Source organism: Marseilla massiliensis (assembly GCF_023336985.1).
GTDB lineage: Bacteria > Bacteroidota > Bacteroidia > Bacteroidales > Bacteroidaceae > Prevotella > Prevotella intestinigallinarum.
Genome location: NZ_JAMBLP010000036.1, coordinates 1 through 24,635, shown reverse-complemented (window position 1 = coordinate 24,635; position 24,635 = coordinate 1). Strand labels below are relative to the sequence as shown.

General features: G+C 39.3%; 23 protein-coding genes and 1 pseudogene. 22 read left to right on the top strand and 2 right to left on the bottom strand.

Annotation, left to right across the window (positions count from 1 at the left end):
* Nucleotides 1-65: 65 nt before the first annotated feature.
* Nucleotides 66-1,421 (top strand): AAA family ATPase, encoded by a 1,356-nt coding sequence (locus tag M3089_RS14860; protein WP_249085001.1) that lies wholly within the window; start codon nt 66-68, stop codon nt 1,419-1,421.
* Nucleotide 1,422: 1 nt separating this feature from the next.
* A complete protein-coding gene (locus M3089_RS14855) occupies nt 1,423-2,370 on the top strand; it encodes a DUF4435 domain-containing protein (RefSeq protein ID WP_249084999.1) in 948 nt (315 codons plus the stop codon).
* Between the two features lie 72 nt (nt 2,371-2,442).
* On the opposite strand, the gene M3089_RS14850 is transcribed toward M3089_RS14855, so the two are convergent.
* Together M3089_RS14850 and M3089_RS14845 are read right to left on the bottom strand one after the other, a co-directional pair.
* Nucleotides 2,443-3,633 (bottom strand): site-specific integrase, encoded by a 1,191-nt coding sequence (locus M3089_RS14850; protein WP_249084997.1) that lies wholly within the window; start codon nt 3,631-3,633, stop codon nt 2,443-2,445.
* A 19-nt stretch (nt 3,634-3,652) separates the two neighbouring features.
* Entirely contained in the window at nt 3,653-4,882 is a 1,230-nt protein-coding gene (locus M3089_RS14845) for a site-specific integrase (protein ID WP_249084995.1), read from the bottom strand.
* A gap of 279 nt (nt 4,883-5,161) precedes the next feature.
* Here M3089_RS14845 and M3089_RS14840 point away from each other — a divergent pair.
* The 20 genes and pseudogenes from M3089_RS14840 to M3089_RS14745 form a co-directional block, all read left to right on the top strand.
* Nucleotides 5,162-5,380: pseudogene (locus tag M3089_RS14840) on the top strand (tyrosine-type recombinase/integrase); the annotation flags it as partial.
* 364 nt (nt 5,381-5,744) lie between these two features.
* Nucleotides 5,745-6,104 (top strand): helix-turn-helix domain-containing protein, encoded by a 360-nt coding sequence (locus M3089_RS14835; protein ID WP_249084993.1) that lies wholly within the window; start codon nt 5,745-5,747, stop codon nt 6,102-6,104.
* Nucleotides 6,105-6,509: 405 nt separating this feature from the next.
* Nucleotides 6,510-7,187 (top strand): P-loop NTPase family protein, encoded by a 678-nt coding sequence (locus M3089_RS14830; RefSeq protein ID WP_249084992.1) that lies wholly within the window; start codon nt 6,510-6,512, stop codon nt 7,185-7,187.
* Between the two features lie 25 nt (nt 7,188-7,212).
* Nucleotides 7,213-7,560 carry a hypothetical protein gene (locus M3089_RS14825; RefSeq protein WP_249084990.1) on the top strand — a complete coding sequence of 116 codons (348 nt, stop codon included), beginning with the start codon at nt 7,213-7,215 and terminating at the stop codon, nt 7,558-7,560.
* 50 nt (nt 7,561-7,610) lie between these two features.
* A complete protein-coding gene (locus M3089_RS14820; RefSeq protein WP_249084988.1) occupies nt 7,611-8,234 on the top strand; it encodes a MarR family winged helix-turn-helix transcriptional regulator in 624 nt (207 codons plus the stop codon).
* A 166-nt stretch (nt 8,235-8,400) separates the two neighbouring features.
* Complete coding sequence (locus M3089_RS14815) at nt 8,401-8,793, top strand: plasmid mobilization protein (protein WP_249084986.1); 393 nt, start codon at nt 8,401-8,403, stop codon at nt 8,791-8,793.
* A gap of 15 nt (nt 8,794-8,808) precedes the next feature.
* Nucleotides 8,809-10,020, top strand: a complete 1,212-nt coding sequence (locus M3089_RS14810; protein WP_249084984.1) for a relaxase/mobilization nuclease domain-containing protein — start codon at nt 8,809-8,811, stop codon at nt 10,018-10,020.
* Nucleotides 10,021-10,047: 27 nt separating this feature from the next.
* Complete coding sequence (locus tag M3089_RS14805; protein WP_249084983.1) at nt 10,048-10,587, top strand: hypothetical protein; 540 nt, start codon at nt 10,048-10,050, stop codon at nt 10,585-10,587.
* Between the two features lie 333 nt (nt 10,588-10,920).
* A complete protein-coding gene (locus tag M3089_RS14800; RefSeq protein WP_249084981.1) occupies nt 10,921-11,328 on the top strand; it encodes a hypothetical protein in 408 nt (135 codons plus the stop codon).
* 39 nt (nt 11,329-11,367) lie between these two features.
* Entirely contained in the window at nt 11,368-12,720 is a 1,353-nt protein-coding gene (dndC, locus tag M3089_RS14795) for a DNA phosphorothioation system sulfurtransferase DndC (RefSeq protein ID WP_249084980.1), read from the top strand.
* A gap of 17 nt (nt 12,721-12,737) precedes the next feature.
* Nucleotides 12,738-14,837, top strand: a complete 2,100-nt coding sequence (locus M3089_RS14790; RefSeq protein WP_249084978.1) for an AAA family ATPase — start codon at nt 12,738-12,740, stop codon at nt 14,835-14,837.
* Nucleotides 14,838-14,843: 6 nt separating this feature from the next.
* Entirely contained in the window at nt 14,844-15,242 is a 399-nt protein-coding gene (locus M3089_RS14785) for a DndE family protein (RefSeq protein ID WP_249084976.1), read from the top strand.
* A complete protein-coding gene (locus M3089_RS14780; protein ID WP_249084974.1) occupies nt 15,239-18,040 on the top strand; it encodes a DEAD/DEAH box helicase family protein in 2,802 nt (933 codons plus the stop codon). Before M3089_RS14785 ends, M3089_RS14780 begins: the two co-directional genes overlap by 4 nt.
* A 14-nt stretch (nt 18,041-18,054) precedes the next feature.
* The gene (locus M3089_RS14775) at nt 18,055-18,267 is read left to right on the top strand and encodes a hypothetical protein (RefSeq protein WP_249084972.1); all 213 of its coding nucleotides are present in this window, start codon (nt 18,055-18,057) and stop codon (nt 18,265-18,267) included.
* A gap of 131 nt (nt 18,268-18,398) precedes the next feature.
* On the top strand, nt 18,399-20,414 hold the full coding sequence (locus tag M3089_RS14770; protein WP_249084970.1) for a hypothetical protein: 2,016 nt from the start codon (nt 18,399-18,401) through the stop codon (nt 20,412-20,414).
* A gap of 11 nt (nt 20,415-20,425) precedes the next feature.
* Nucleotides 20,426-20,914 carry a hypothetical protein gene (locus M3089_RS14765; RefSeq protein ID WP_249084968.1) on the top strand — a complete coding sequence of 163 codons (489 nt, stop codon included), beginning with the start codon at nt 20,426-20,428 and terminating at the stop codon, nt 20,912-20,914.
* Between the two features lie 10 nt (nt 20,915-20,924).
* A complete protein-coding gene (locus M3089_RS14760) occupies nt 20,925-21,419 on the top strand; it encodes a hypothetical protein (RefSeq protein WP_249084966.1) in 495 nt (164 codons plus the stop codon).
* Between the two features lie 11 nt (nt 21,420-21,430).
* Nucleotides 21,431-22,717, top strand: coding sequence for a DGQHR domain-containing protein (locus M3089_RS14755; RefSeq protein ID WP_249084964.1), 1,287 nt, complete (start codon nt 21,431-21,433; stop codon nt 22,715-22,717).
* 40 nt (nt 22,718-22,757) lie between these two features.
* Complete coding sequence (locus M3089_RS14750) at nt 22,758-24,209, top strand: ATP-binding protein (RefSeq protein ID WP_249084963.1); 1,452 nt, start codon at nt 22,758-22,760, stop codon at nt 24,207-24,209.
* Nucleotides 24,210-24,341: 132 nt separating this feature from the next.
* Entirely contained in the window at nt 24,342-24,635 is a 294-nt protein-coding gene (locus tag M3089_RS14745; RefSeq protein ID WP_249084961.1) for a helix-turn-helix domain-containing protein, read from the top strand.

Genomic DNA, 24,635 nt, shown 5'->3' with positions numbered 1-24,635 from the left:
TATAATAATAAAAACCAAATATTGACTACTTTTACATATATTTTTCACCACTTAAACATTATCATATGATGAATATTGAAAATTTCAAAATTAACAAATTGCACAAAGTGCTAAATTTTGACATTCAATTTAGGAATAATACTATAATTCTGCTGGGAGAAAATGGTTCATGCAAAACAACCATTATAAAAATGCTATACTACACTTTATCTCTTCAATGGAAAAAGCTAGCTCAATACGATTTTGAAAGTATAGAGATAACTGTTAACTCCAAACATTTTTGTATAACCAAAAAAGATATTTCTTTAACATTCGACAATCGAATATTAAGAAAAATGCCTCCACATATTAGGAGATATATAGTAGAAGCTACTAACAAATATCAATATCTTGATTTTCAGACTATAGAAGAAATCTGCAAGAAGTTTGAGTTCCCTATAGAATTTATCCTTCAAGATTTAGACAATAATTATAATTTATCAGATTTTTCTTCAACAAGTAAAGACAGAAAGAATTTACAGAAAACTATTAAAAGTTTTAGCGAAGAGATGGGAGATATGCATATTTTATATCTTCCAACTTATCGTAGAATAGAACAAGAATTAAAAGTTGTTTTAGATGGACGAATTGATGAAGATGAATTTAATAGTAGACGTATAAGAAGATATAATGAAAATAATCATTATACCGAACTTATAGAATTTGGAATGAAAGATGTTGATGACGCTATTCAAGATGCATTGACAAATCTAAAGGAATCTTCTCGTTCCAATCTTAATCAATTAACTTTAGGGTATTTAGGGGATATTGTTGACGAAAAGTATAAAACAATAAACCATAATGAAATAAATTCTATTGATGAGGCCACTATTCATGATATCATGAATAGAGTTGACGAATCTATTCTGTCAAAAAACAGTAAAGACAAATTGTATAACTCATTACAACACATCAAAGAACGTGGTATAAAAACTGATCATGATAAAGTTGTATGTCACTATTTCTTAAAGCTTTATGATTCACATAAGGAACTCGTTGCAAAGGAGACCTCTATTAGAGATTTTGTTCAAATATGCAATAAATATCTCCAGAATAAAACTATGTTTTATGATAGTCCAAACTTTGATTTTTATATACAATTAAATGCTGATAACCAACGTATAACATTACCGCAGTTGTCTTCGGGCGAAAAACAAATTGTATCACTGTTTAATCATCTATATTTATCAAATCTGAACAATTTTATTGTCTTAATTGATGAACCAGAATTATCACTGTCTGTAAAATGGCAAAAAACATTTTTGGAAGATGTCAGAAAAGGAGAATTTTGTGAAGGGCTTATTGCAGTAACCCACTCTCCTTTCATTTTTGACAATGAATTGGATATGTATGCACATGGAATTGAGGAATTTAGAAAATAAGATGGGAACAGTTGATAATTTAAGACAAGAACGAAAAGGACGTACTATTCCACTTGCAAGATTTTATGCAGATTTCAAAGTAGGTTCTACTAAAACTTGTTATGGTTTTGTGGAAGGAGATGATGATCCGTCATATTATAGAACTATAATTAACAATAAACTACCAAAAGGTTGTTCTATTATTTTATATCCCTCCAATGGTAAAGAAAATGTAAAATACATATTTGAAGAGATATCAAAAAGGGATTATCCTGCAAATCGAATAACTTATTTTATAGACAGAGACCTTTCATTAATTATTGAAGACCCTAATTTAATCAGCGGCACACAAGTATATGTTACAGATAATTATTCTATTGAAAATGACATATTATCTGAGGATACATTTATTAATGTAGCTCAAGATTTGCTAGGCTTTTCCACTTTGCCATTAAATGAGTTAGAACGCTTAAAGAAATATTATATTTCAGCCAAAGAAAAATTTGAAAATATAATGACTCCAATTATGGCAAACATAATACATTGGAAAAAATGTAATTGCAAACCTGCAAATTATAAAAATCTCAAAATTAAAGATATTATTATTGTAAAAGATGGTATAGTAAATTTTAAGTCGAGCTTAGAGGAGGCTATTAGTATTTTATATAGGCAAAGTCAAGTTGACCTTAGTTATCATCAAAAAGATAAAATTGAGATGATAATGAATTATATAACTGAAAGGAAGTTGTCATCGAAAATTCTACGAGGAAAATATTTAGCAGTTTTTTTCGTTAAATTCTGCAATTCACTATATGATGATTATGAAAATATAGGATTCAACAGGGAGAAGGGAAGAAAAATCTCAGATAATGATATCATGGATTCAATTGCCCCTCGCAGTACTCCACCAGAATCTTTAGTAAGTTTTATCGATAATGCTATCCTTTCATATTATAAACAACTTGAATGATAGGCAACTATAATCGATGTTCAAAACAATCTGTGTTGTAAACTAGTTGCAACACAGATTGTTTTGAATTTATTATACTTGTTTTCTTTTTCTTATCAACCAATCCATATCCTCCGAAATCTTGTCATCTGTAACTTTTGCGTATCCTTGTGTGGTTCTGATATTTGTATGTCCCATCATTTTTGATATGCTTTCCATAGGAACCCCAGCTGAAACCATCAGGGTACCAAAGGTGTGACGACTTTGATGATATGACAGGTTATGTTTGAACTGATGGGAAAATCCCAACTCATGTATTTCAAACCAGATCATATCACGTATTGGTAACGGGAAGATGGGCTTACTGTCATCTGTTGTATTATACAAGGAAATTATCTGCTCCGCTATCGGATGCAACGGAATAAACGACTCAACGCTTGTTTTCTTACGATAAGTTCTGATATATTTCCGTCCTTCCGCAGTTGTACCAATATGATGTGGATAAAGATTACATACATCAACATAAGCCAAACCGCAAAAACATGAAAATATAAAGGTTCTTCTTGCCAGTTCTTGTAATGGATCAGGTTTAGGGCTGCTCATTATCTCCTGAAGTTGTTTCTTGCTTATATACATGAGCTTTGCGGGTGCCTTCTTTTCATATTTTATATCATCCAAAGGATTATATCTCAAAATTCCGTTGTCTACAGCAAGATAGACCAGGCGTTTCAGCCAACAAAGACAATGGTTCCGATATGACGACTTATGAGGGTAATTTGCTTTCAGATATAAAATATAATTGATGCCAAACTCTTCGGTTATATCTGTAAAAAGCATGTCCTCTTTGCCCAAAGAACGGATGTATTCACCCAGATAGTAATGATACATTTTTGATTGCCTGTAACTGGAAGTTGAATCTATTTGAATGGAACGGATTTTTAGATTTTCCCGTTCCACTTCCCCTGCTTGTAATATATACTTCGGGATGTCGGCAGTTCCTGTCATGGCTGTTTTCAGAAGTTCCGCACTGATAACGCCGTTCACTTTCAACAGTTCAGCATAAGTTTCATCTACGCGTTTCTTATATTCATCAAGCATTCCGTTCAGCCTGTTATTTTTGACTTCTCCTTTCTTGCTGATCCACTCTTCCGGCTGGCAATACAACCCGGTTGATAATACGACAGCCTTTCCGTCTATTGTAATACGACACATGATTGATGTGGTCCCGTCAGATTTGACTTTACCACGGTTTATATAATATAGTTGCTTATATGTACTTCTCATGATTCTTTCTTTTTTGATTTTATAATACCAGTTTCATATCACTCGTTGCTTCGATGAATTTGTCCATATCCTCAAAAAGTTTTTTAGGAGTTACCCTTGCATAAAGCTGTGTCGTGGTTAGATTGGTATGGCCCAACATTTTGCTGATTGTTTCAATAGGCACACCGGCCTCAAGGGTTATCAAACTTCCGAAGGTATGTCTTCCCATGTGATAGACCAAATCACAGCTTATGCCGGCCAAATCACGCAAACCTTTCATGTGCCGTCGCATATTGGGATGGTGTATCATCGGGAAAAGCTCTTTCCTCTCATTCGAACGATATTTTTCTATAAGAACGATCGCCTCCGGCAGTAATTTGACGCGGGCCAGATATTCATTCTTCTTTCTCAGATACTTTAACCATAAGTCGCCTTTATCGTCCTTGTATATATTTTCTCGAGTGATTGAAACTGCATCCGCATACGGGACTCCTGTATAACAGGCAAAGAGGAACAAATCTCTGGCTATATTATGAGTAATTCTTTCCGGTGGTATTACGACATCACGGATCTTCTCAAAATCCTCACGACTCAAAGCCCGTGGTGGTTTCCGGTTCTCTTGGGGTAGTTTGAAATTCACAAAATAACGCTTCTCTGCATGTCCTTCCTTGAATGCCATCCGGCAGATTTTCTTCAGGATCGCCAAATAATGTCTTGCCGTATCTACCGCAAGTCCTTTGTCCTTCAGTATATAATCCTGAAACTCCCATGGGATGTGTTCATTCAACTGTCCAAAAGCAACATCACTTGTCTTGAATCGTTTTTGAATAAATTCTCCAAGATACCTGCGGGTGTAAATGTATGTTGACATGGAGCTTTTAGCTACATCAATACCGATTCTTGAGCGCATATCCTCGATATGCGTATCAAGCCGTTTCAACAGAGTAATCTGGGTTTCTACACTTCCCTGCAAAAGCTCTTTGACAGCAGTTGCGTCAAAATCAATCTTACGCTCAACAAGTGAATCAAATGCAGAATTGACCGAAAGCAAGAGCCGGTCAATTTTCGTATTAATATCAACGGCTTCCTTACTCTTTCCATTCAGTCGGCTTTCTCTTGGATTCCATAACTCTGGAGTACATGACAGCTTACAACTGAATTGCGCCATCGTATTGTTTACCGTTATTCGCCCCATTATAGGAGCCTTTCCGAATTTGTCAAGACCGCTCTTTTTCAGGTAGAGCAACACCTTGAATTTTTCTACTTTCATACGCTTATTTTTTAATGGCAAAATTACCTATTTTATAAGCGCTCTTTGATATGCAAAATGCTGACATACAGTGAATAATAGTCTCTGTGACAGTTTCTTCATTGTTCAGCCTGTTACCTATTCGGTTCAGGTAACTGGTCAGCTAACATTCTGGTAACTGAACACCTGCAATATCTTGTCCATTTTTGCTTTCCATTATCTCAGCAAAAAACAGAACTTCTGCTCATATTCAACCAATTACGTTTTTCTTTCTCATTCCTTCATCTACTTGCTTCCTGTATTCTGTTCCACTGCTTCCGTCATACTTACGCCACATTGCAACTCACAAAAGGCACGGACATCTATACCGTTAGCAAGATGCTTGGTCACAAGAAAGTGACAACAACACAGATTTATGCGAAGATTGTTGATGAGAAGAAAGAAGCAGCCGCAGATGCAATCCGCATTTCTCTTTCAGACGACATGATTAAGCCATCTGATGATTCCAAAAAGCAATAGCACGCAAACGCTATATAAGACTTCATATTACAGCAATATTCTCTTCATGATTCAAGAAGCTATTCACATTCAGTGTGAGTGGCTTTTTTAGTTTTTACCTCTTTGATTATCGATTGTCGTTATGATGCAGTTATGACGCCAATCATAGCGATGTCATACGAAAAATATTTTTATAAATTTCATTGTTTATTATAGCTGATAATAAGTAAGTTGCACTCATTGAGTACATATGAATTCTATGGAGTTTTTATGCTATGAATCATGCCAAAATCACCGTTTTTTTTAACGATACTTTTGCTGTCGCTTTCTTCCCAAAGAGAGTGACTGTAGCATATTGCTGCAGCCAATTACAAACATTATTCACATGTGTACTACAGTACCTACATTTGATGCAATGCCACAAATTATGGCTAACATCCTTGAGAAGTTGGAGACTCTTGAACAGAAGTTCGATGCTCTGCAGTCAAACAACAAAGTAGAGGAAGATGCTTGGTTCTCCTTACAAGACCTTTGCAAATACCTTCCAAACCATCCTGCTGAACAGACCGTTTACGGCTGGACGAGCAACCATACCATTCCTTTCCACAAGAATGGTAAGAGCATCATCTTTCGTAAGTCAGAGATAGATGCCTGGTTGATGCAGAACTCAAGCAAATCTGTAAAGGATATTTATGACGAAGCACGTGAGTACGTTGCGAACAATCCTAAGAGAGGAAGAAAATGACGTATATAGATTACATGAATCAGTTTTGGCGAGCTTCATCCTTGGAGTATATGCCCACGAGCGAAGTCGCATTGTATGCATTCATAGTGAATGAGTGCAATCAGTGCCGTTGGAATATGCCGGTGCCATGTTCTACTGTACGAATCTGCGAGGTATTGCATATGTCGAAACAGACACTCTGCACTGCTCGCAAGAATCTTGCCAGGCGTGGACTTATCTCCTTTACTGATGGAAAATCGCGCCATGTACCATCCAAATATTCACTCCTTGAATGGACGAATAACTTGACGGTAGAGCTGACGGATGGATTGACGGCAGACGTTACCCTTTTAAAAGATAAAGAGAAAGATAGTTTTACTAATAAGGGTTCGATTAATTTTTCAAACAATAAAAATGTAAAATCAAATGGATACGACACTCAAAATCGACGTAGAGGGGTTAAAGAAATCTCTACTGAAACGACGTCCTATGAAGGCTCGTTTTAAACTGCATATGTCTGAAGAGCAGGCATATGCTTGCCTGTTAGCCGCTGTCAAGGCTGAGGTGGAATATCGCCACCGAATCTTCTGTTTTAACGAAGATGTGGAAAAACAGCTGCATGACATGGCAAGCTGGCTTACCTCACCATCTTCCAGTTTCGGTATTTTGCTATGCGGTGGATGTGGCAACGGTAAGAGCACCATGCTTAAAGCATTCCAACAGTTACTAAACTATCTACATATTCCTAAGCCATACAACGAGGGAACATACGGAATCCAGATTGTGGATGCAAAGTACATTGCCTACCAGTGTAAGAACAACTATGAGGCATACAGAAAACTTGTCTGTGTTGATATGCTTGGCATTGATGACCTTGGTACGGAGCCTTCAGAGGTAATGGATTATGGTAATGTTTATACTCCGGTAATCGACTTGCTTACCAAGCGTTACGAAGAGCAGCTTTTTACCATCATTACCACAAACCTCACACCACAACAAATCCGGGAACATTATGAGGACCGTATTGCTGACCGACTCAATGAGATGGTGAAAAAGACCATATTCAACAATGGGACTTATCGTACGGACAAATCACAAATTTAATTATCACTTAACAGAGACCATAATCATGAGAAAGGAAGAACTCATTGAACTTATCAGCGAATATAATCCGTTACTGGCAAATGCGGTTAGCCACATGGTAGAGTATGTTCAAGACCGTCACCCATCCACTTTCCCGAGCAAAGAGCAGACGATGGCTGTAAATGATTACTTGCATAGCGTATATGCTGACGGTGACGGCAGTATGTCTGAAACAAATTGTGAGCATAGAAGAATTGCCTCGCAGAGAATAACGATAGAAGCTATTCGGGCGCTTGACGGCCAACAGCTGGACCGGTTACAGAATATACTTGATCATATAGCTTATGATAAGGAATATTATATGCCAGAAAGAGGACAGGGATGGCGTCGCTGATTTCATTTTTGGCTACACTAATGTTGAATCATCTATAATCCGTAATTTATATGAACAAGCAAATGAATTATTGTATAATACTCTCGTCAGAACAGCTCAGTTATCTGGCAGACAGTAAGTACGGCATAGACAGAATGAAGATTCTGTATCGGCTTATTGAAGCTACTGTACTTGCAGAAACAGAGTTTTCCAAAAAGGGCTTTGCTACAACATTGCATATTGGTCAGGCCGCCTTATCGGAAGTGGAATTGTCCAATCAATTGGGTTATGACAAGAAAACAATCTCAAGATTGCTCGACAAAATGAACCAGCTTGATATTGTCACAACTGTTCAGAGCAACAGAACGAGTATCCATACTTTAAAATGTGTATCGGCATGGATGAAGGATGAAATACGCATAGACAATCCATTTTATGTACGTATGAAAGACCGACATGGTGACAGTGACGAAAGACCTTGTCATTCTGCAGATAACAATAGCCGACTACCATCTAACCCATCTGACAATCAGGTCAGCAAAACGGCAGGAAATATCCCCATCCAGATAGCAGATAATAAAGTTGAAGGAACAAGCGGGCTGCCATCAGATATTCGTCCCTATCAGAGCCAGTCTTTGGCTGAGGAAAAATCCGCCGACTTCAATTCTCAGATTGAAAAGCGTGACACATTATAATCTAAAGGATGTCCAGAACTTTCTTATATCAGCTTGCAAGAAGTGCCTATGTCGCACAAATTCGCTTTGCTCACCCGTACAACATAAGCGGTTCCCGGCAGTCGCAAGCTCCCACCGGGCTGTCCATTTTTAATTTAAGATCTCACCCACTATAATGAACCAGAATATGAAAAAGAATACCGATGAAGGAAAAGACGATAAGAAGAAAAGGAAAGTCGTCAGACGCGAACTGAGGCTTGAAGCAAGAGTGACGGAAGAGGAATACGCCAAGGCTGCAGAGCTCGCCGAAACCTGCGGATTGTCTTTAAGCAACTACATACGCCGCACGGCTTTGGGACAGCATCCACGTCGGCGGCTGACTGACCGAGAGGTGGAGGCATTGTGTAGCCTTGCGGATGCACGAGGAGACCTTGTTCGCATTTCAGCGGCCTTAAAGTCCATACAGGCTGACAAAAGGGTAATGTATATCAAAGACACCCGATTTGTGGAGCAATGGATGAAAGCTGCCGCACAGCTTATCATACGATGGAAACAGATAGAAGAATACATTACCGAATAAAAATACTTACCCGATATGATTGCAAAAGCCGCCACAATTTCACATGGCCAGAATGCCATAACTTATTCTGTGAATAAGGACAGGGCTGAATTAGTCAAGGTAAACCACTTGCCTGACAACATCTCACCTGAAGCCATGTACAGAAGAATGATGCTTCACCAGCAAAAGTTTGCTGCACAACTCCAAAGGAGAAGACCACTTAAAGAGACCGTGATAAGAATTGAAGTTTCCCCTGCTGAAGAAGAAAGCCGGAACTGGACGATGGACGATTGGTTACGTTTGGCAAACGAGTTCATACAGACATTCGATTCGATAGATCTGTCCAAGAAGACCAAACGGGCATCATCCAAATGCACCAACCTGAATGGTTCTCAATATGTTGTTGCCTTACATCATGATTCCAAGAGTGGCATACTTCACCTGCACATTGATGCCAATCGTGTGGATATGGAATGCCATGTCAATGACGGCCATCTGATTGGAGAGAGGGCTGCTAGAGCTGCAAATATCATCAACGAACGGAGGGGCTGGATTCAGTCTGAGAACATCAGTGAACATCACAAGAAAGAGATCTCAGACTGTTGTATGGAGATACTCCGTTCTATGGAAGTATTCAGTTGGCAGCGATATAAAATTGAACTGATAAAACGAGGCTACGGAGTGCACCTGCAAGAAAAGGACGAAGGTGGAATACACGGCTATTCAGTGAAACGTGGTAACTCCATTTATAAATCATCTGTGTTGGGCATCGGGCGTAACCTCACTCCTTCTAAGATAGAGAACACATGGCGTAAGTTGCATCCGGAGGAGAGTAAGTCTTATCCATCGAAGCCAAATTCTGAGCAATTACGGTCAGCAACTCCGGCTCCTGCTGAACGACATGAGGACACTCTGCAACTAGTAGTAAAACACTACGATATTGCAACTGACAACTATCACAGTTATCATGTGGACATACCGGAAGCCTCCGACAACATCATCCGTGAGGAGTGCTCTTTGGAAGAAGCCCATCCCCTCGCAAAGATTGAAGAGATACAGCATACTGCTCTTCTTCTCTTTGCCGGTTACCTGGAGGCTGCCACAAGCATGGCAGCTTCCAGTGGTGGCGGTTCATCAGACACTACCGGTTGGGGACGCGACAAGGATGATGATGACATTAAATGGGCCCACCGTTGTGCAAAGATGGCAAACGCCATATGCAGGCGCAGAAAAGGTATTCATAGATAATTTTCAATTCAACTAATAATAACAGACATGAGTATTGGAAAATCAAAAAACAACGGTATAGACATAAACTGCCTGATGAACGAGATAGATAATGAGAATCAGGTCAATACAGTATCAGCTGATATTGATAGACGGTTGGCTGAACTTAAAGCTGCCAATAGGAGATTGCAGGAAGCGACTGATGAACTCCGCAAAGCTTCGATCACTTTAGATAAAGCCACATCAGCTCTCAATTCTGCTGTTGCCAGCTCGGATAATATAGTCTCTGGGATTTGTAAAGCAATTGTAGAAGCACAACATAATACTGTGTTTGAAGCGAAAATTATACCCAAACATTTGGAGCAACTACAGAATCTCACCTCAGATTTTTTAACCAAAGAGGAACAATCCTTTGAAACTCATCGTGCCAAACAAGAACAGAGAATAGAATCCTATGAGAGACGGATTAAGGATATGTTGGTTAATAATGATGGCATCTGGTTCTCTTCTTTTTGGTTGAAAGTCCTTTGCATTGTTATAACAGTCTTTGTTTGCATGGTTTTTCTATATGTCTATATAAAGACATAAAATATCCAAACAAAGGGACATCAAAAACACATACCATGGAGATGATGTTTTCAGTGAATGAACTCCTACTCGAATCATACCTAAAAAGAGTTTGATACATCTACCCTAAAAGGTCAGCTATAGTAAAAGTGTTATATATAGTTGACCTTTTCTTAAATTCGCTCATATTCAGCACGTTTTTATGTTTTCTTATGGTTATTACATTATTTATCATTATCTTTGTATCCAAAATTTGACAATTCAGAATAAGAAAATTCGTATAATTGAAAATCTATTATCAGATGTTAGGTGCTACATTGCCAAACTCTGGTGTAAAATAGAAAACAGATAAAGATGGGTGATACAAAAGTGTTCACACAAGAGCAGAAGACTGAATCATTGCGTAAAGCTTTGATAGAAGCTGGTTATGACATGGCTTCGTCACAAGCAGAAAGCATGGAAAAAGATACAGAATCTTGGGGAGAAGATATGATTGATGGCAAGATTAACCCAAAATGCATTGATATCAGTGACCAAGCAAGCCACTCTTTTTATAATAATGAGTTGGATATTTGGTTTGAGCCAGATGAGGAGTTCTTTCCAGAAGGCTGTGATGAATGGGGCATTAATGGACTCATTGAAACAAATGGCATTTCTGACGATGAGGTTTTTGACCTTTTATATGAAGGTGCGAACAATTACATAAATAAAATCTACGGCAAGGATTGGAAAGAGAAATATCCAGAGCCAAAGTACAAGTAATAGTATAATTATGAATCAATATAATTACTCAAAAAAAGCATGAAGTCAGAGATAAAATCAAAGAGAGTTCGTGCTATTATAGATGAACTAAAGGATCAGTACATGGAAGCAGACATCAACTGCCGTCCATGGATTATTGGTTTTTCTGGAGGCAAAGACTCCACTGTTCTTCTGATGCTTACTTGGATAGCCATGCAGGAGTTAAGAGAAGATAGGAAGCCTTTGCGCAGACGTGTGTATGTGGTTTGTAACGATACAATGGTGGAAAATCCCATCATCGAAGAGTATGTTTCTACCGTGCTTCTGAAGATTGGCGATGCCGCACGTGAACAGATGATGCCTATACAAGTGGTGACAACTACACCACAACTAGAAGATACTTTTTGGAGTTGCGTTATTGGAAAAGGGTATCCCGTACCTAATAATTCGTTCCGTTTCTGCACAGAAAAAATGAAAATAAAGCCGACTTCTAAGTTTATCACAGACCAAGTAGTGGCTGATGGTGAGGCGATTGTGCTTGTAGGCACTCGCCTGACTGAGAGCCAGCAACGTGAACGCAGTATTCGCCGACATGAAATCAAGGGACATCGACTTTCAAAGCACCCCCTCAATCCAAACACTTTCACATATGCTCCTATTAAAGAGCTGATGCTGGAAGAGGTTTGGTGGATTATTAATTCCATCCCTTCACCATGGGGGTTTGACAATAAGATACTCTTTAACATCTACTTAGATGCTTCAGCAGATGACTACGAATGCCCAACAGTTGTGACAGATGATAGCCACCGCAGTTGTGGGCAAAGCCGCTTCGGCTGCTGGATTTGCACTGTGGTAAAAGAAGACAAGTCAATGTCTTCGCTTATCAAGAACGGTGTCGACTGGATGAAACCACTTCTCGAATTCCGAAACAGTTTGGTAGAGAATCGTAATGTCTCAGAACTTCGTTGTGATACTCGTAGAAATGGACAGCGTGCAGTTGATGAAACGGGCCACAATCTTGGCAACTACACTATGGAGTATCGCATTCAAATGCTCCGCGAGTTGTTACAAACGCAGAAGACTGTACAGGAAGGACATTCTAGCGTCATCCTTATTACGAATCAGGAACTTATTGCCATTCAGGTCATTTGGTATCGTGATGGCAACTTCTCCACTACCGTCAATGATATTTATAATGAAGTTTACGGCTACACCATACCTAATTTTGAAATTGGTTTGCAAGAGCGTCTCATTCTGGAGAAATCATGCACCGACCCTCAGCATTTCCAGCTCATCCAAGAACTCCTTGCCCTACAGAAGAGCAAGGTGTTACTGATGCGCAAGTTTGGTTTGCAGAATGACATTGAGGAACGATTGGATTCATTCATCAAAGAGAAGGAGGCAAAGGCATGATTATACAGAGCATTACATTGAACAACTACCGCCTCTATGAAGGCGTGAATACCATAAAGTTTGCTCTCAACAAGGAGAAGAACGTACACCTCGTATGTGGCGAGAACGGCTTTGGTAAGACCACATTCTTGCACTCGCTGCTTTGGTGTCTCTATGGCCGCTTTGTGGGTGACGTACCAGCATCAAGACAGGATGCCAATGTCAACTACAACGCACTTCTTCAGAGTAATCTGAACATCAACGCCGCCAAGCGTTATCAGGCAAGTCTTACTCCAGAGATTACTGCTCTCATCAAGAAACATGGCTACACCAATGAATTTGAAGAGATCAAGAAGGATTCGGTTTACAGCGTGACCATCCGTTTTTCGGAGCTTGCCATTCCTGCCATTCCTTGCCGTGTGATTGACGTAATTCGTAGCTATGATTCTATCCTCCAGAAGGAACAGGTGGAAATAATGATTGATGGAGTGCGCAATGAGCTGACCGATGAAATAGGACCTGACGTTTTCATCAATGACTTTATCCTGAACAAGGACATTGCACGTCTATTCTTCTTCGACTCTGAGGAAGTTGTTGAGCTTGCAGAGACAGGAACCATTGCCGACCGCCGTAGATTGAGTCGTGCATACGAGGAAGTTCTCGGCATCCGCAAATACGAGGATTTGAAGTCAAACCTTGAAAGTCTTCGCCTTCGCTATCGCAAGAAGTCACGTGACATTGGATTGCGTCACGAACTTGAAAAACTCCTTGCACAAAAGGAGGATGCCGACAAGAAGGCTACAGAGATTGAAGAGCAGATTCAAAAATTTAACGACAAGCTTACTACGCTTCGCCAAGAGGACACTTCACTACAGACAGAGCTCTCACGCGAAGGTAGTGGCGTGAAGTCAGAGGAAATAAATCGTGTAAAGGTCATCATTGAAACCTGCAAGAAGAATGACGTGGAAATGAAGGGCAAGCTCAAGCAATTCATTGACTACGCACCATTTGCCATTGCCGGAAACGTGTTTGCTCAGGCATACGAACTTGCCAAAGCAGATCACGATACCATCAGCAGTAACAACGTTTCGATTGCCCAGAACCATGTGCTTGATTCGCTCAGCAAGGAGCTTCTTGCCATGCTTGCATCCTTGCCTATCGAGAAGAAGAGTAAGGATGATGCCACCAAGAAGCTTGATGCTATTGTAGCAAAATATCGTGGTGAGAAATCTGACCGCGAACCACAGATGATTCTCAGCGATGATGACTTTGCAGAAATTGAAGCCGTCTATAACAGCATAACAACGACTTACCGAATAGAGTTTGAAACGCTGGCAGAGAATTACCGCAAGAACAAGGTAATGCTGGAGCGCAATTCTCGTCGCCTCTCAAACATCCACAGCAAGGAAAGTGACGAGGTCATCAAGCAACTGCGCTCGAAGAAGAACGATACGGAAAAAGCAATTCAGGAAACTGATGATGCCATCCGTAAACTGCATGAAAAGACAGGCGAATCAAATCTGAAACTCGCCACACTCGAAAAACAGATAAAGGATTTGAGCAAGCGTGTTAGTGTGGATGATGCAGACGAAAAGAAGGATGTTCTCGCCAGCCAGCTTATAGGCGAACTTGACACATTTCTTTCGTCTTTGAAACAAAACAAAAAGTCATCTTTGGAACGCAGAATCAAGACAGCCCTCAATTTGCTCATGCACAAGGAAGATTTCATCGGGCGAGTCGAGGTTACAATTGATGCTGATGCTATGGATATTCTGCTGTTTACTCCCGAAGGCGATGAAATAGATAAGGACAAGCTCTCAAAGGGCGAGAAACAGCTTTATGCCACATCTCTGCTGAAATCCCTTGTAGATGAAAGTAGCATCAAGTTCCCTGTATTCATCGACTCACCTTTGCAGAAATTCGACAAGAGCCACAGTTCTAAGATTATTACGGAGTTCTACCCGTCAATATCGGAGCAGGTTGTCCTCTTCCCGCTTCTGCATAAGGAGTTGACAAAGTCAGAAATGGATATGATGCTTCCATTTGTGGGTAGTACCACACTCATTACGAATGATACAACACGCTCTGAATTCAAAGCAGCGAAGGCAGAGCATTTGTTTGACGATTATAACTACTAAACGAGTATGATAGCAATAGCACAGATAAAGACAAGCGCCAAGAACAAGGAACTTGTAACACAACTCACTCGAAAGTTTGCTTTGGGTGCAGAGAATGTGATTGCACGTATTGCCATTGCATACTCGCTGAAAAGTGGTATTAAGTTCCAACCAACCGAGATAAAAGATGCAGGAGGTAAGGAGTACAGCAAGAGCGTGCTCTTCGGTAATCTCTTTCCATTGTACGTTGCCATGGTGTGTGCTCACTACGGCATCAAGGATACTGACAAAGATCTTCCTCGCTACTTCAAGATGCACCTTGATGATGGTTTGGAGCGTATAGCCGCAGACGTAAAAGACAATCCCAACCTCGTAGGTTTTGACTACCTGTTTGACCACATACACGAAGGACTAGAAGAACTATGATAGACCTCACCCTCAGAATGAATTACGCTGACGTATTTGACTTTGACAAGTTTCACGAAGCGTTCAGGCAGATGTTAGCATCTGCTAAGGGCGACGAGTGTATAAAGCTGGAGAGTTGGATTGAATCACGTCCTGACCTTTGGAAGGATTATGACCTCACTTTGAGTTCAAAGATTGCAAGTGTACTTGAAGTGGAGGTTTATGACCAGTACGAATTGAGTTCTGATCCGGATGATAACATCTTCATTCCGAAAGCCAAGAAAGAGGAGCTACATAAGCAACCAGTACAAACTATTCGTGGATTGGTGAAGGATTTTCTTGAAGCCCATCCTGAAGAACCACAGAAACTGTTAGACATCCTTGCTTATGTGAATTTACACAACAAGAAACCGACAACGAGAAGAAATCTTCAATCTTCATTGTGCCAGGACAAAGAAGTTTTCATCCACTTTGATAATGAGACATGGGGGTTATGCAGTATTCCGTACGATGGTTATATGAAGCGTGTAAAAGCTCGGTATCTTAAAGGACGCAAAAAAGGTGAAGATGGGTATTTCTACGACCCGAATGCTAATAAGGTGTGTGAGGACAGCTCTATTGTTTACAGTGCTGTGCAGACAGAACTTCGCACTCAGGATTTCGAATTGCGTTATTCTACCAAACGAGAACACAAACCTACAGAGTTTTTCACCAAGGCGCTGTCCAATAGTTCAACCCTTGACCTTGGCTTAGGATATTTCAGTAGTGCTTGTTTTAATGTGCTTGCATGTGGTTTTGCCCACTTTGTAAAAAATGTCGGCAGAATGCGTATGTACATCAATCCGAATATCACGGAAGAAGATTACAATCTTTTGAAAAATGGAGATTATGTAGGTTTTGAAGACTACATGCTTAATTCATACGATAAGCTTTTGCAGATTTTCTCGCATCGTGATAAGCTCTTTTTTCAATGTCTTTCTTATCTTATTGCTAATAATCGCATAGAGATAAAGATAGTGTTACTTAAGGAAAGTGGTATTGCTCATGAAAAGTTTGGCATCTTTACCGATTTCTACGATAACAAGGTAGCTTTTAATGGTTCAATGAACCTTACAGCAGCAGGTCTCACTCGGAACATAGAAGCAATTGACTGCGTCTGTTCTTGGCATAATGAAGAAGCAAAAAAACGTATAAAGTGTTACCAAGATGATTTCGATAGCATTTGGAATGGGCAGAACCAAGATGTATTGGTTTACTCTGCTGATGAGTTTTGCCGTAAAATTGTCGAAAAATATCCGACTGAGAATGTTGATGAGTTGATTCGCTTGGAGAATGAAGTGATGGAAGAAATTGCAAAAGAGGAAGCAGAATCAGCTTTTGATGAGCCATATTTTCCAAAGAAGTTCAAGGATGGTCCACGTCAATATCAGATTGATGCTTATGAGGCATGGGCAAAACGTGGCAAACAAGGAGTATTCGCCATGGCAACTGGTACAGGTAAAACTATCACATCACTTAATTGCGCTCTTGAAGAGTATAAGGATGATGGCTTCTACCATTTGTTGATACTTGTACCTTCACTTGCTCTAGTTGAGCAATGGGGCAACGAGGTTGCCAACTTCAACTATCGTAATATCATCAAGGTATCCTCAGAAAACCATCGTTGGAAGCAGGATGTAATGCAGGTGGTCACAAAGATGAGGTGTGGACGTAATGTGAATTATGTAATCATCTCCACCTACCAATCTTTTGTGATGCAAGACTTTCAGGTACTTTTGTCAAAACTCTCAGAAGGAACTTTACTTATAGCCGATGAGGCGCACAACATTGGTTCTGCATCCGTAAGACAGGCGTTTCATCGTCTCACAATAAAAAGACGAATTGCCCTGTCTGCCACACCTAATCGAATCTACGATGAGGAAGGCACACGCGAAATAGAAAGTTTCTTCAACGATACACATCCATACACGTACAGTTTTTCTATGCGCAGGGCCATTCGTGAAGAACGACTGATGCCTTATCATTATTTCCCATATCTGGCAAAGCTAGAGGAATCGGAAATGGAAGAGTATGCAAGAATCACAAGACAGCTTGTCCAACTTTACAATGGTTCAAAGGGAGGATTCTCTGACCCAGAACGCGCAAGGAAACTCCTACTCGTAAGAAAGAACATCCTACATAAAGCACGCAACAAGATGGATGTCTTCCGTCAAATCATACAGGAGATTGGCGAAGACAAACTGAAATATTGCTTTGTTTATTCGGCAGCAGGTAAACGCACACGTTCTGACGAAGCCGATGACGAAGCGATTGACGAATACATTCTGAAACAGATGCAGTGTATTCTGAAGTATACATTTCCGAATACCACATGCAATTCTTACACAGGTGTTGACTCAAAGGCAATGCGTAAACATAAACTTGAAGCCTTTGCAAATGGACAGCTTAACGTGCTCTTTGCTAAGAACTGTTTGGACGAGGGCGTTGATGTGCCACGTGCAGAGTATGGCATATTCACATCAAGTACCGGCAATCCTCGACAGTTTATCCAACGAAGAGGTCGATTGTTGCGCAAGCATGACGACAAGCGGTTTGCCTGGATTTACGATATTATCGTTGTGCCAGATTTTTCTTCTCCTTATTATGAGCGACGTTTCTGGACAATGGAAAAACATTTGGTCGAGAATGAAATGAGAAGAGTTGCTAATTTTGGCTCTCTTGCAAGTAATTACTATACTGGTGCTCTTGATACGCTCGACGAAGTAATCAGTTTCTACGATATTGACCTCAATGGCATGGTATTGAACGAAGATGAATAATAAAACAACAAGATATGGAACCACAAGAAATCTTCAAAGAAGTAATGAAGTCCGAAGAGCTTCAGACACATTTCGGCATAACTAAGGAGGAGGCATCGTCTGCTTCTTATACTGGCATTTCCGACCATACTCCTATTGAAATCATCAAGGATGTAATTAACTGTGTGGCTAATCGTCGCACCATTCCTGCTACATTCCAGGGCATAATGAAAAAAGTATCTGACTAAACTCTTGGCATACTATGGGTACAATAATTAGATCAATTTGTTTCTGCAACTTCTATAATTATTATGGAAGTTACGAAGATAACACTTATACCTTCACCGAGGGTATAAACATCATTAATGCTGACAACAATATGGGTAAGTCAAAGTTTTACAATGGCTTCCTGTGGATATTGCGTGATGAGGTGTATGATTCTGATGACAAGAAAATTTATCCCGTCAACGAGTCGTATTTCAAGATGATGTCGGGTAAGGCTCGTCGTGAAAGTGATGATTTCACAATGGGTGTACGAATCGTTTATGAGAACAATGGAGAACGTTACATTGTGACCAAATCGGTTCATTGTACCAAAGAGAATGACTGGTTGTACAATGCTAATACTGATGTGCAGCACACCATTAACAATGAGGATAACTTCATAATGGATAAGGATGAGAAAGCAGAGATTATTCGAAAGCAAATTCCTTATGATATGGAAAAATACTCTTTACTGCAAGGCGAGTCGATGGAGCGCCTTGTTGATCTTTCAACCCTCACAGGTTTGGAGAACACGATTAATGCACTTGCTGACATGAACAACCTTATTCAGATGTGTGACAAGGCAAATGATCTAGTTGGTGAAGCAAAGAAAGAATACAGAGCAGAGGAGAAGAGAAACAACTCTGCTGATGAAGCCATTACATCACTCCAGCAAGATCGTGACAATCACGAAAAGTGGATTGAGGACGCGAAAGCAAAGATTGCCCTGGCACGTCAGGAACTTGTTCGCGCCAAGGAAGAAGAGCAGCGGTTTGAAGCAGAGTTCTATTCAAGCAAAAAGCGTGAACAGCTTCGTTATGAGTATGAATCAGAGCAAAAAAAATTACAGAATCTTCAGAAGAAAAAGGAGGAGCTGGAAAAATCAATAACAAGCCGTTTATTTGATGAGAATTGTCCTTGGCTACTTATGGGATTAGAGGGCGAAACAAGTGATTTTGATGACTTCCGTATTGCGTTGAGTCAAGCACTTGCTCAAAAGAAAATCATGGAGAATCCTGACATACTCTTGCCTGAGGGTTCTCCTGATACGCCATCGCTCAAAAGAATGCTCGAACGCTGTCATTGCGAAGTTTGTGACCGCGAGGCACCAAGAAATTCTGAGCCTTGGCTTCACATAAAAAAGATTATGGAGCGTCCACGTAAGGCTATGCATGCCTCTGATTCGTTCATGCAATACTATGGTAAGATACAGAAAACAACAGGACTTTACGAAACTACCATTCCTAAAATTGCAGAAGATTATCAGGCTTACATGAATAGCATCTTCGACCTGGATGATCTAATTGCTGCACAGGAGAATGTCGTTGAACAGAAAGAAAGTGAGATGGCATTGGTCGGAGCTGGTAATACGACTCCTGAAGAAGACCGTAAGACACTTTCTGGATATAACCAAGCAAAGAAGACCATTTCTGACAAGAACGAGGAGATTCAGAAATATACTGGAAAAATAAATCTTTGGTCAGACAAATTAGAAAAGGTTCGGAAGGAACTATATAAAAGGCAGAATAGTTCACCTGTCAGGAAAGCAGAAAAGCTGTATAACGACATGCAATGCATCGCCCAAATGTTTGCCGATACCAAGGAACGCATCTTTACCAACATTGTCAACAACCTTCAGACGGTTGCGAACAAAATGTATCGTGATTTGACGGCAGGAAATCAGACACTTGGTGGAAATTTGCATTTCGAACGTGAAGATGGTGGTACTGTTCGCGTTAAGGTTGTAGATGACAAAGGCGAAGAACTCTTTGGTAATGGTACTGGTTTCCAGCGCATGAAACAATTGGCTATTGTGATGTCAATTATTTCCTCAAAGGAAAATAATCAGAGTTTTGACTATCCATTCATTTCAGATGCGCCATTCTCGGAGTTTGGCATCAAGTTCATCAACAACTTCCTTGACATCGCTCCAAAGGTATTTCGCCAGAGCATCATTATGATTAAGGATTTGTATGATCCTGATTCTGAACAGCTCATCCTTCCGGGAGGCCTTGAGATTGCAAAACGCATGCAGCGTAATGAACTTGATGGTACATTCTACGTGAATTATGTTGAAGAGAAAGCTGATTCTTCAAACCTCGTTACAAAGAAAAAATGTTATTCTGAATAAGACAAACGATTATGAATAGCTCAAAATTAGAAGAAAAGATACTTGATCTACGTCCTCACTACAGCGACAAATATCGTGCAATGATAGAAGCCATCTCAAATAAAGGCGAGAAGACTGGTACAGGTAATATTGCACAGTTCGGTGCTTTCTACCAAACATTTATGTATGCCTGCATCATAGGCGTTCGCCTTGGCAGGCCAAAGTATTTTGAAGCGCAGGAGGCAACAACAGAGTTTGCCGTAATGTACAAGTGGAAGCCAGCTCAGATTCGTGACTACATCATTATGATGATGCTCAATCGTTCTGGCAGCTTCGGCTATGAGTGGATTGATTTGGAAAATGCAGATGATGAAACCATAGCAAAATTCTTGCGTGCTCTCGAAAACGAAATTGAAGGTTATGCAAATGCTGGTTTTGACTATCTGTATAAAAAATGGCAAGTGGAGCGTATTTCATTTTCTTCTCCAACTGTATTTGTAGACATACTTCAGGACCTTTAAAAAGATACTTATGCATATTATAAATTATAATAGTGATTCTATCTTCGGAGAACTATGGGAAAGGTTTAAAAAACCATGGTGTACAAGTTTTACCATTCATTTCCTTTTTTACACTGTATTCATTGGAGGGCTAGGTGTGTTTGCGTCTTTATTCCAATTTATTAATAATAAAGGAGACTTATGGTCTATAACCGAAAATGTGATTACATACTCTTTGGCTCTTGCAATTCCTACCATTGTACCAATTCTTCTTTATTTTAATGATACAAAAAACAAAAGTAGTTTAGCACAGGTATCTCCAATTGTATGTATTGTGTTGCCTATATTGCTTACTTTTATTTCGTATTATTATAAGATAAGCTGGCCTGCATTTATATGTATAGTGATTTCATGGATAGTCTGGGTTATATCACAATATGATAACAGATGTCTAAATGACAAAACATTTGGAGAAGATATAGAAGCTAATTCTAGGAATAAACATGGTAAATGTTGGAATAATTAAAAATAGAACTCATGAGTAATCACAAAATAGAAATAAAAGGATTTCCTGTATACCAAAATGGGCAAGATTTTATAATTGGAACAGCCAAGATACAAGATCTCCTTAAATATACAATGTTTACAGAAAGACTTGTCGTTGACTTTGATGATAATGGCAAACCTGTATACAGTGAAACCATTCAACGTCATGTTGAAACTTCCAGAGCCAATCAAATAGCAGATTTTCTAATCAATGATGAAACAGCAATGTTTCCAACAAATATTGTATTAGGGATTCCATTGTCTGCTATTGATAGTCAGGTTTTCGATAATAATACTGTTACCATTTCATTCAAAAAAGAAGTCATAGAAGGTATTAGTAAAGCGAAATGTGGAGAGGATTCCTATGACATCTATGTTACAATTATTGATGGACAACATAGAATCCGTGGTATTGAATTGGCATTGGAACGATTAAGCAAGAACCCAGATTATGTTGGAACTGATGGTATAAGTTATAAAGAAAAGTTCAATCGCCTATTAAATATGGATATTGTAATATCATGCTTTATGGATAAAAGCCTTGAGTATCAGGCGATGATTTTTTCAACAATTAACAGAACCCAAAAACGAGTGTCTCAGGATCTAGTATACAGTTTGTTTGGACTAACAGAAAATGACAGTCCATACAAAACTGCATTGGAAGTCTGTCTCGCTTTGAATGGGCATCCCAAATCACCTTTTTATAATAGAATAAAATTATATGGAAATGATTATGATGGAACTTTTATTCCACCACTCTCTCAATCTACAATGATAAAGAGAATAGTGTCCTTTATCTCAGAATCATCGAAAGAGGCCGAAAACGATCGTTTTAGGAAGCGTAAGGAGCTCAAAGGATACAGTGGCACAAAGAAGCTTCCTTTTAGAGAGTTCTATGCAACCGACGATGATTCTTCAATATCAGACTGTTTGTTTTACTATTTTTCATCAATACAACACTATTTTTCATCACTTTGGAAGTATGATACGAAATCTAAGCCAACAAATGTTTTACAGTCAACTGTAGGCTTCGAGGCACTAATGAAAATACTTAAAGATATATTATCTATAGATAATAACATGAAATTTGAAAAAAATGCATTTGACAAATATGTAAACAAGTTTGCAGACTTGCAATTACATGACACAAATCAGTTTCCAATGACAACTAGAGGAAAAAAGATCTTATACTATTCAATATTTATAAAGGTTTTTCCTGACGATGCGTCTATTGAAGAGAAACAAAGAGAATTAGAGTCCTTGCATAATGCAGATTAAATGTTGGGGGGTGTGAGATTATTTATAATTATACGTTCATATGATTGGAAATATCGACATACTGGTAAAAGAACTTTGCAAGCTTCCCAAAGAAGTTGGCTGGGTTGAGTTTAAGCATAACAATTGTGAGCCAACAATGGTTGGTGAGGATATTAGCGCTCTTGCAAATAGTGCTACTTTGAACGATCGTGATTATGCTTATATGATATGGGGCATAGATGATAGCAGTCATGATATAGTGGGCACCAAGGTACGCCTTCAACTTGAGAAAAAAGGTGAACAGGAGTTGGAGAACTGGCTTCGCTATCTTCTTTCTAAGAATGCTGATTTTGAGTTCTATAATACAGATATAGACGGTAAGCACGTAGAGTTGATTAGGATTCATAAAGCACTCAATGAGCCTGTCGCCTTTCAGAAGATAGATTATATTCGTAGTGGCAGCTATACAAAGAAGTTGCATGAGTTTCCTGTATTCCGTGCTCAACTATGGGATAAGTTGCGACATGCCCAGTTTGAAGATGTTTGTGTAAAAACAGACCAAAGGTATGAGGATATTATTAGATTGCTTCAAGTGGATGCGTACTTTACCTTACTTAAGATTCCACAGCTTGCAGAAAAGGATGCTGTAGTACATTATCTGAACGAGGATGAAATTATCAAGATTCAGGACAATGGTCTCTATTCAATAACAAATTTAGGTGCTCTTCTTTTTGCAAAGGACTTGAATGAATTTGCAAGATTAGGACGTAAAGCGATGCGCGTAGTTCAGTATAATGGAATCAATAGACTGCTGATTCGGAAAGAGGAATTATTTGTACAGGGCTATGCAGTTTGTTTTGAGAATATCGTGCGCTATGTGAATGCTTTATTGCCTAGCAACGAGGATGTAAATGCCATTCAATTGTCAACAACAAGTAAATTCCCTTTACCATCAGTAAGAGAAGCTATTGCGAACAGCCTTATTCACCAAGATCTATATATAACTGGAGCTGCTCCTGTAGTGGAGATATTTGACAATCGTATCGAGGTTACAAATCCTGGAACACCATTGGTAGATGTACTTCGTATTATTGATAATCCTCCGAAGTCGAGAAACGAAAAACTTGCTTCCCTCATGCGTCGTTTGAAGATGTGTGAGGAACTTGGCCGTGGATGGGACAGAATGGTGCTGGCTTGTGAGGCTCAATATCTTCCTGCTCCTCGTATAGAAGTATTTCAAGATAGCACCAAGGTCACTCTTTTCTCTAAAATGGAATTTAGCAATATCCCGATGGAAGATAAACTATGGTCATGCTATCTCCATGCCTGTTTAATGTATATACAAGGTGATGCATTGACGAATAAGTCTCTTAGAGATAGATTTGGCATTCCAGAAACATCATCCAGCAGCTCCTCAAGATTAATTAAAGAGGCAATTGGAAAGAACTTAATAAAAGTACTTGATCCAAATACAGCTCCAAGATATATGAAATATATCCCTGTTTGGGCTTAGATTTAACTTGCCTGTAACTTGCTGAGATGTCATATAAAAGTTTAATAACAATATTAAAATACTGATAATCAATACAATAAGAAATATGCTTAACTTGCTGGCAACTTGCTAACGATAAAAGTTGATATAGATATGTTATTCGGAAATAAGATTAAAGAGCTCAGAGAAGAGCAAGGTTTGTTGCAACGACAGTTAGCAGCAGTACTGGAAATTGATACACCGATGTTTAGTAAAATAGAGCGAGGTGACAGAAGAGCAAAGCGTGAGCAGGTCATCAAGCTTGCAAAATATCTGCATCAGGATGAAAAGGAAATGCTCATCTTGTGGTTGGCTGATAAGTTCATTGATGCAGTTGAGAATGAACAAGAACGTGAACTCTGCAACGATGCAATCATTGTCGCACAAGAGAAAATAAAAACATTGTAA